Annotated in this window: 5 protein-coding genes; 1 reads left to right on the top strand and 4 read right to left on the bottom strand. The window is 73.6% G+C overall.

Annotated features, from left to right (window positions below; all coding sequences use genetic code 11):
- Positions 1–1,449 (bottom strand): cell division protein PerM (locus tag GL263_RS19165; RefSeq protein ID WP_228456651.1); only part of this gene is annotated, 1,449 nt, incomplete at its 3' end.
- A 176-nt stretch (positions 1,450–1,625) separates the two neighbouring features.
- Here GL263_RS19165 and GL263_RS19160 point away from each other — a divergent pair.
- Positions 1,626–2,834: a sigma factor-like helix-turn-helix DNA-binding protein gene (locus GL263_RS19160; protein ID WP_182856963.1), complete on the top strand. Its 1,209-nt coding sequence runs from the start codon at positions 1,626–1,628 to the stop codon at positions 2,832–2,834.
- 117 nt (positions 2,835–2,951) lie between these two features.
- On the opposite strand, the gene sucD is transcribed toward GL263_RS19160, so the two are convergent.
- The 3 genes from sucD to GL263_RS19145 all read right to left on the bottom strand — a co-directional run.
- Positions 2,952–3,836, bottom strand: a complete 885-nt coding sequence (gene sucD, locus GL263_RS19155) for a succinate--CoA ligase subunit alpha (protein WP_182856962.1) — start codon at positions 3,834–3,836, stop codon at positions 2,952–2,954.
- A 43-nt stretch (positions 3,837–3,879) separates the two neighbouring features.
- Entirely contained in the window at positions 3,880–5,052 is a 1,173-nt protein-coding gene (sucC, locus tag GL263_RS19150; protein WP_182856961.1) for an ADP-forming succinate--CoA ligase subunit beta, read from the bottom strand.
- A gap of 193 nt (positions 5,053–5,245) precedes the next feature.
- On the bottom strand, positions 5,246–6,338 hold a 1,093-nt coding region (locus GL263_RS19145), incomplete at its 5' end, for a VWA domain-containing protein (protein WP_182856960.1).

Here is a 6,338-nt window from a genome sequence, read left to right as displayed (position 1 = left end):
GTCCTCGCCGTCGAGGGCGGGGACAAGTCCGCCGGAGGCCTTCTTCAGCGCCGCCCAGCGGTTGTGGCGGGTCCCCGTGGAGTGCCAGTCGTCGGCCGGCGCCGCGCTACCCGCCCGGCGGCGGCCGCCGCCGCCGAGGACGCGGCGGCGCGCGGCGGTGAGCTTCCGCCGGCCCGAGACGAGACGCGCGGCGGCACCCGCGCGGGCCCGTCGCGCGCCGATCGTGACGGCGAGCAGCGGGTGCGGTTCCCGCAGCCGCCACCAGCGTGCCAGCAACGCGCTCGGCACCGCGACGGCGGCCGTCCAGCAGGCCGCCGCCGCGCCGGTCAGCCACCAGTTCGGCCCGAACTCGGCGAGCGCGCCCGTGCCGAGCGGCCCGCTGGCGAACGCCGCCAGCAGCGCCATGGCAAGACCGCAGCAGCAGCCGGCGAGCGCCGAGGTGCCGCTGGTCTGGGCGGCGGACTCGGAACCGTGCGGGTCGCCGAGTACCGGCACCGCCGCGCGGGCGGCGAACCTGCCGGCGACCAGACCGCCGGCGAGCGGCACGGCGGCCGCGAACCCCCAGGTGTACGGGCTGCCGTGGCCTTCTGCCGGCACGGCCGCCAGCAGCGGGAAGTGCGGCAGCTGCGGCAGGCCGGCGGCGGCGAGCGGCCCGACGGCGCTGCCGGCGCCGAGGGTGAAGCCCGGGCCGAGCCCGTAGGCGGCGCCCCAGACCGCCGCGTTGGGCGCCAGGGCCAGGCAGAGCGCCAGGACCGCCATCCGCCCCGACCAGGCGGCGGTGAGCTGCGTGTAGTCCTCGGCGGCGACGTGCCAGTGCCACACCAGCGACCCGGCGACGAGCAGGGCGCCGACCGCGCACAGTCCGCCGGCGGCGGCCAGCCCGGCGCGCACGGCGGTGAACAGCCGCCGCTCGGGCAGGGCGGCCGGTAGCCGCAGCGTGCCGTCCGCCGGGCGTGGGCGGCCGCGCGCGGCCCACACGCCCGCGCCCACGGTCGCGGCGGTCACCGCCGGCATGACCAGCGTCGCGCTGAGCGGCGCCACCCGCAGCGGGCCGCCGACGGTGAACAGCGCCGCCCCCACGGCGACCAGCAGATAGCCCGCGCCCAGCCACAGCACGACCCGCCAGGCACGTCCCTCGGCGGCCCGCGCGACCCGGTAGAGCAGGAACAGCGGCAGTGCGGTCAGCAGTATCGGTGTGACGCCCATCGGCGCCGTGCCGCCGCCCAGCGTCTCGGCGCGGACCAGCGCCACCCCGTGCGCGAGCAGCCAGACGCCGGCGGCGATGCGCAACGCCTCGTCAGGCCCGCCGTGCGGGTGGGGGCTGGCGATCCACAGCACCAGGACGAGCATCGTCACGGCGGCGACGCCGAGGCAGGCCGCCAGCGCGCCCTCCGCCAGCCAGTTCACGATTCTCGCCGGACCGTCACGTCCCGTGGCGCGCTGCGTCATTTGGCTCACACGGACATGCTGCCAACAACACCCGTTTCACACGCGTAGCGAGCGAAACCTCGCTGTGTCGCGGAATATTCATCTATGCACCTATTCGCACGGGTTGCGGTGCGGCGCCGTCCGACGCCGGAGCGAGCCGCACCCGCCCGGACCGCCGGCGAGCACGAGGGGCGAAGATGACGTTCGACGAGCGGACGGACGAACGCGCCGCGGTGGCGGACAAGCCCGCACGTCCGAAGAAACCCACCGGGAAAGGCAAGGCGCACAAGGCACGCGAGGCCGCGGCACGGCCCACGGACGGCGTCGAACACCACGCCGAACACGCCGTGCCTGCCGCGAAGGGCAGAAAGCACCCGAAGGGTGACGGATCGCCAGAGCGCCCACCGCGACGCGGCGTTCTCAACAGCCCGTCGCCGGTGTGGGCCAGGGACGAGGCCGAGGCCGAACGGCACGCCGCCGCCCTGGTGGACGGTACTCCCCCCGCGACGGACGACACCGACGCCCCGGGCGAGCCGGACGGCTCCGACGCTCCTGACGCCGCCGACACCGCCGGCGCCGCCGACACCACCGACGCGACGGACGCCGCCGAGGGAGCCGGCGAGCGCCCGGACGCCGATGGCGCCCCGGACAGGGCCGAGTCCGGCAGCGCGGAGTCCGAGTCGCCGCCCGCCGGCTGCCCGGCGGCCGCCGCCTTCGACCGGCTGCACGCCGCGCACGCCGGGCCGCTCGTCCGGCAGGCGTTCCTCCTCACCGGCAACGGCGCGGTCGCGCGCTGGGCGGTGGAGCGGGCGTTCCACACCGCGTGGGAGCGCTGGCCGGAGGTCGCCAGGGACCCGGATCCGGCCGGCTGGGTGCGGGCCGAGGCCCACGAGAACGCGCTCACGCCGTGGCTGCGCCTGTGGCCGAAGCACCACTCCCCCGACCCGTACACCGGGCCGGCGGAACTGCGCGGGTTCGTGGAGGCGTTCTGGGCGCTGCCCCGCGACTACCGCAGGGCGCTGCTGCTGCACGACGGCCTCGGGCTGGGCCTCGCGGAGATCGCCGCGGAGACGGAGGCCAGCACGCCGGCGACGGCCGGCCGGCTGCTGCACGCCAGGGAGGCGCTGGCCGAGGCCGTCCCGGACGTCGGCGGGCGGGATCCGGCGGAACGCGGGCCGGTCGTCCACGACCTGCTGGAGAGGGCGGCCGCGGCGCACGAGGTGTCCCCGCGCCCGTCCCGGGCCGTGCGGACCAGCAGCGACCACACCACGCTGGGGCGGACGCTCGCGGTCTGCGTCGCGACGACCGCGCTGGTGCTGACCACGTCGTTCACGATCGCCACCCACCGGACCGGCGACATCGTCCCGACCGGCCTGGCCGGCACGGTGGAGCGGCTCGTCCGCTGAGCCCAGCGGACGGGGCCACGGAAAACGGCGGTGGCCCGCCCCCTCCGGCCGGAACCGGGAGGGAGGCGGGCCACCGCCGTCTGTCGGAGCCCTGACGGGCCGACGCGCGAGGCGCGGTCAGCCGTTCAGGATCTCGCGGGCCAGCAGGGCCGTCTCCGACGGCGTCTTGCCGACCTTCACACCGGCGGCCTCCAGGGCCTCCTTCTTCGCCTGGGCGGTGCCGGACGAACCGGAGACGATGGCGCCGGCGTGGCCCATGGTCTTGCCCTCGGGCGCGGTGAAGCCCGCGACGTAGCCGACGACCGGCTTGGTCACGTTGGCCTTGACGAAGTCGGCCGCACGCTCCTCGGCGTCGCCGCCGATCTCGCCGATCATCACGATCAGGTCGGTCTCGGGGTCGTCCTGGAACGCCTTCAGCGCGTCGATGTGGGTGGTGCCGATGATCGGGTCACCGCCGATGCCGACGCAGGTGGAGAAGCCGATGTCACGCAGCTCGTACATCATCTGGTACGTGAGCGTGCCGGACTTGGAGACCAGGCCGATGCGGCCCGGCTTGGTGATGTCCGCCGGGATGATGCCCGCGTTGGACTGGCCGGGGGTGATCAGACCCGGGCAGTTGGGGCCGATGATCCGGGTCTTGTTGCCCTTCTTGCCCGCGTAGGACCAGAAGGCGGCGGTGTCGTGCACCGCGATGCCCTCGGTGATCACCACGGCGAGCGGGATCTCGGCGTCGATCGCCTCGATGACCGCGTCCTTGGTGAACTTCTCCGGGACGAAGATCACGGTGACGTCGGCGCCGGTGGCCTCGATGGCCTCCTTGACGCTGCCGAACACCGGTACCTCGGTGCCGTCGAAGTCGACCTTCTGACCGGCCTTGCGGGGGTTCACACCGCCCACGATGTTGGTGCCGGAGGCCAGCATGCGCCGGGTGTGCTTCTGGCCCTCGGAGCCGGTCATCCCCTGGACGATGACCTTGCTTTCCTTGGTGAGGAAGATAGCCATGGTGTGTCGGTTTCCTCGTCTGTCCTCTAGGTCGTCGTCTGGGTTACTTCGCGGCCAGCTCGGCGGCGCGGTCGGCGGCACCGTCCATGGTGTCGACCTGCTCCACGAGCGGGTGGTTGGCGTCGGTGAGGATCTTGCGACCCAGCTCCGCGTTGTTGCCGTCCAGACGGACCACCAGGGGCTTGGTGACCTGCTCGCCCTTGCTCTCGAGCAGCTCCAGCGCCTGGACGATGCCGTTGGCGACGGCGTCGCAGGCGGTGATGCCGCCGAAGACGTTCACGAAGACGGACTTGACCTCGGGGTCACCGAGGATGATCTCCAGACCGTTGGCCATGACCTCGGCCGAGGCGCCGCCGCCGATGTCCAGGAAGTTGGCCGGCTTGACGCCGGAGTGCTTCTCGCCGGCGTAGGCGACCACGTCCAGGGTGGACATGACCAGGCCCGCGCCGTTGCCGATGATGCCGACCTGGCCCTCGAGCTTGACGTAGTTCAGGCCCTTGGCCTTGGCCGCGGCCTCGAGCGGGTTGGCCGCCGCCTTGTCCTCCAGCGCGGCGTGGTCGGGCTGGCGGAACTCGGCGTTCGCGTCCAGCGAGACCTTGCCGTCGAGGGCGATGATCGTGCCGTCGGCGGTCTTCACCAGCGGGTTGACCTCGACGAGCAGGGCGTCCTCCTTGATGAAGACGTCCCACAGCTTCTGCAGCGCCGCGACGACCTGGTCCTTGACCTCGGCCGGGAACTTCGCCGCCTCGACGATCTCGCGGGCCTTCTCCTCGGAGACGCCGTCGATGGCGTCCACCGCGATCTTGGCGAGCGCCTCGGGCTTGGTGGCGGCGACCTCCTCGATGTCGACACCACCCTCCACGGACGCCATCGCCAGGAAGGTGCGGTTGGTGCGGTCCAGCAGGAAGGAGACGTAGTACTCCTCCACGATGTCCGCGGTCTGGGCCAGCATCACCTTGTGGACCGTGTGGCCCTTGATGTCCATGCCCAGGATCTGGCCGGCCTTCTCGACCGCGTCAGCCGGGTCGGAGGCCAGCTTCACGCCGCCGGCCTTGCCGCGGCCGCCGGTCTTCACCTGCGCCTTGACAACCGCGCGACCGCCGAGCCGCTCGGTCACCTCACGCGCCGCCTCGGGCGTGTCGATGACTTCACCGGCCAGCACCGGTACGTCATGCTTGGCGAAGAGGTCCCTCGCCTGGTACTCGAACAGGTCCACGCGCGTCCGTCCCTTAAATCAGTTGTCGCGGTCGTTGTGAGCGTGGGCGTGCCGCGTGGCCGCGTCGGCGGGAAACGCGGCATGTCCGCCTTGCAGGGTAGCCCGGCCCCTGAGCGGTGCATAAAATCCACGTCACACCGGCGCGGTGAGTCCCGTCACAACCGCCCGGTACGCCGCGCGTCGCCGCCGGAGCTCAGTCGGCCGGCGGTACGGGCAGCGGGCGGTTCTCCAGCGCCGCGGCCATCACCTCCGGGAAGTGGTCCGGTGTGCAGGCGAAGGCCGGCGCGCCCAGTTCGGCGAGCGCCGCCGCGTGCTCCCGGTCGTACGCCGGCGCGCCCTCGTCGGACAGCGCGAGCAGCGTCACGAACCGCACGCCCGACGCGCGCATCGACGCGACCCGCTTCTCCATCTCACCCCGGATGCCGCCCTCGTAGAGATCGCTGATCAGCACCACCACCGTCTCCGACGGCCGGCTGATCCGCCGCTGGCAGTACGCCAGCGCCCGGTTGATGTCGGTGCCGCCGCCCAGCCGGGTGCCGAAGAGCACGTCCACCGGGTCCTCCAGCCGCTCGGTCAGATCGACCACGCTGGTGTCGAAGACGACCATCCGGGTGCGTATCGCGCGCATCGAGGCCAGCACCGCGCCGAACACCGACGCGTACACCACCGACGCGGCCATCGAACCCGACTGGTCGACGCACAGCACGACCTCCTTCGGCACCGCGCGGGCGGCCCGGCCGTAGCCCACCAGCCGCTCGGGAACGACCGTGCCGTGCTCGGGCAGGTAGTGGCGGAGGTTCGCGCGGATCGTGCGGTGCCAGTCGACGTCCCGGTGGCGGGGCCGGGCGGCACGCGCCGAGCGGTCCAGCGCGCCGGTGAGCGTCGCCCGCGTACGGGCGGCCAGCCGCTCCTCCAACTCGTCGACGACCTTCCGCACCACCCGCCGGGCGCTCTCCCGGCTGGACTCGGGCATCGCCTTCCCGAGGGTGAGGAGCGTGCCGACCAGGTGCACGTCCGCCTCGACGGCCTCCAGCATCTCCGGTTCGGCGAGCAGCGTCGCCAACCCCAGCCGGTCGACGGCGTCCCGCTGCATCACCCGCACCACGGACGTCGGGAAGTAGCTCCGCACGTCCCCCAGCCACCGGGCCACCCGAGGCGCGCTGCCACCCAGGCCCGCGCCGCGCTCACCGCCGCCGTAGAGCGCGGCGAGCGCCCGGTCCACCGCCGCGTCGTGCCCGTCCAGCGGCATACCCGTGCCGTCCCGCCCCGGCCCGGCGGACCCCGAC

The organism is Streptomyces durbertensis, from assembly GCF_014156695.1.
GTDB classification, from domain to species: domain Bacteria; phylum Actinomycetota; class Actinomycetes; order Streptomycetales; family Streptomycetaceae; genus Streptomyces; species Streptomyces durbertensis.
This window is presented reverse-complemented; position numbering and strand designations above follow the sequence as displayed.

Bases quoted from the DNA above. Each gene is read 5' to 3' on its own strand.
- GL263_RS19160 (WP_182856963.1), top strand. From the start codon at position 1,626: ATGACGTTCGACGAGCGGACGGACGAACGCGCCGCGGTGGCGGACAAG.
- sucD (WP_182856962.1), bottom strand. From the start codon at position 3,836: ATGGCTATCTTCCTCACCAAGGAAAGCAAGGTCATCGTCCAGGGGATG.